Here is a 2209-nt window from a genome sequence, read left to right on the forward strand (position 1 = left end):
CCCCCCGCCGGTATCGGCTTGCTTGTAGATCTCCTGGATGGTCTTGCCGCTCCAGTTGGCATTTTCCTTGAAGGTGTGATCGTTCTTGACGATCTTCAGCGCATGGGTGGGACACAGGGTCACACACCGGTGGCAGTTGACGCATTTTGTCTCGTCGGACAGCATTTTGTCCAGCTCCGCATTGTAGCTGTGCACCTCATTGGCGCACTGCCGCTCACAGACACGGCAGCCGATGCACCGATCCTGATTGCGGACTACTTCATAGTCCGGGTAAAGAAAATTGATAGCCATTACGCCTTACCTCCTTCCAGTGTAACCAGCACGCACTCTCCGCCCCTGGGAGACCATACCTTGTCCAGCTCCGGCTGGATGACCCGGATCGCCGACTCCTCGCTGGCAACGTAGAACATATCATCCTTTTCGCCCACTACCATGCTCCGGAGCTTCAGTCGGTCGTTCAGCGCCATCATGCCCCCGTTGAAGCCCACCAGAATGGAGAAGGGGCCGGTAATCAGCTGGGATGCGAACACATTCCGCAGGTACTCGTGCTTTGCCCGCTCCTGCTCCGGCATGCCCGCAATGGTCTGCCAGAAGGGAGCAGCGATGACGGAACAGATCTCCTGCCAGTTCAGCCCCTGCTTCCGGTGCAGGTAGTCGATGATATAGGCAATGACCTCCGTATCCGTCTGGAGAGTACATTTGTAGCCGTACATTTCAATGGCACGGCGGTTTGCGTCATAGGAGGAAATCTCCCCGTTGTGGACAACCGTGTAATCCAGCAGGGCGAAGGGATGTGCGCCCCCCCACCAGCCCGGGGTATTGGTGGGATATCTGCCGTGGGCGGTGAAGCAGTAGCCGGCGTATTCGTCCAGCCGGTAGAACCTGCCCACATCCTCCGGGAAGCCCACTGCCTTGAATACGCCCATGTTCTTGCCGCTGGAGAAAACGTAGCTGCCCTTGATCCGGGTGTTGATGTGGAACACGCACTTTGCCACGAATTCCCGTTCATCCAGCTGACTCTCCGCCAGCTTGGTGGGCAGGGGGGTCACGAAGTACCGCCAGATCAGAGGCACGTCCGTGATCTGGGGCATTTTCCGGGTGGGAATCTTGGACAGGTTGATGATGTCAAAGTGACGCTCCAGGAACCGCTCGCACTCCTGCTTGGTGGAGCTGTCATCATAGAAAATGTGGAATGCGTAATACTCCTTGTATTCCGGATAGATGCCGTAGGCAGCAAAGCCGCCCCCCAGACCGTTGGAGCGGTCATGCATCACTTCAATGGAACGGATGATCTGCTCGCCGTTCATCCGTTTGCCTGATTTTGAAAACATGCCGGATACCGCACAGCCGGACGGGATCCGGACCTCTCCTTCTCTTGGTAAACTCATAGCCGTAACCTCCTTATTGATGCCTGCGCCAGCCGCTCTCCTTCTACGTCCGTGCAGGGATAAGGCAACACCGCACAAAGCCCGCCTGTCGGCTATGCGCAGCATCTGCTGACGAATTTTCCGTCATATCACACAAAAATTCCTTGAAATACGACAGTATTCCTGCGTCGTTTCTATGCAATCTGACGAAAAATCTGTTGGCACATCTACCACACATTCTTTGTGCGGTGTTGCCATAACAAAAAAGAGCTCATTGCACAGGACACACCGCCCGAGGGCAGTACGCATGCTGCGCAATGAACTCCTTTGTTCATGCCTCTATTATAAATCCACGAATCTGAAAATGTCAACACCGGAGCACAAATTTCTGCACGATTCGTAGAACTTCGACAAGGAAACCCGGCAAAAAACCGTGCATTTTAGTAATTTTCCATGAATTGAAAAAAAGGTGTTGACAATCCGGCTCCCGGATGCTATAATACAAGCATGAACAGCAAAGGCGCTGTGAACCGATAAGGGTTCGCAGTGCCTTTTTTTATTTGCTGTTCCATTCTTGATCACAGATATGATGCAGAAAGGAGGCGGACGGCGATGGATCAGACCGATATGCACAGCCTGTTCGGCAGCAAGGTATTCAATGACGCCGTGATGCTGGATCGGCTGCCCCGGGATGTTTACCGTGCCCTGCGCAAGACCATGGAAAAGGGCACCCACCTGGAGCTTGACATTGCCAACGTGGTGGCAAGCGCCATGAAGGACTGGGCGGTGGAACAGGGCGCAACCCATTTCACCCACTGGTTCCAGCCCATGACCGGGGTCAC

3 protein-coding genes (1 of these 3 running past the window's edge) are annotated in these 2209 nt (G+C 54.5%); 1 reads left to right on the forward strand and 2 read right to left on the reverse strand.

Annotated elements, in window-relative coordinates; all coding sequences use genetic code 11:
* A partial coding sequence (locus QVO51_RS03475) for a 4Fe-4S binding protein (protein ID WP_288167812.1) occupies positions 1-291 on the reverse strand: 291 nt, incomplete at its 3' end.
* Positions 291-1388 (reverse strand): class II glutamine amidotransferase, encoded by a 1098-nt coding sequence (locus QVO51_RS03480; protein WP_022357255.1) that lies wholly within the window; start codon positions 1386-1388, stop codon positions 291-293. The genes QVO51_RS03480 and QVO51_RS03475, both read right to left, overlap by 1 nt.
* A gap of 648 nt (positions 1389-2036) precedes the next feature.
* Here QVO51_RS03480 and QVO51_RS10960 point away from each other — a divergent pair.
* On the forward strand, positions 2037-2209 hold the 5' portion of the coding sequence (locus tag QVO51_RS10960) for a glutamine synthetase III (RefSeq protein ID WP_441295906.1). The gene runs 157 nt beyond the window's last position; only the first 173 of its 330 coding nucleotides appear in the window; its start codon is at positions 2037-2039; its stop codon lies off the right edge, out of view.

Origin of the sequence: Ruminococcus sp. CAG:379, assembly GCF_000434255.1 — a bacterium.
GTDB lineage: Bacteria > Bacillota > Clostridia > Oscillospirales > Ruminococcaceae > Ruminococcus_F > Ruminococcus_F champanellensis.

Coding starts and splice junctions, on each gene's coding strand:
- QVO51_RS03480 (WP_022357255.1), bottom strand. CDS start 1,388: ATGAGTTTACCAAGAGAAGGAGAGGTCCGGATCCCGTCCGGCTGTGCG.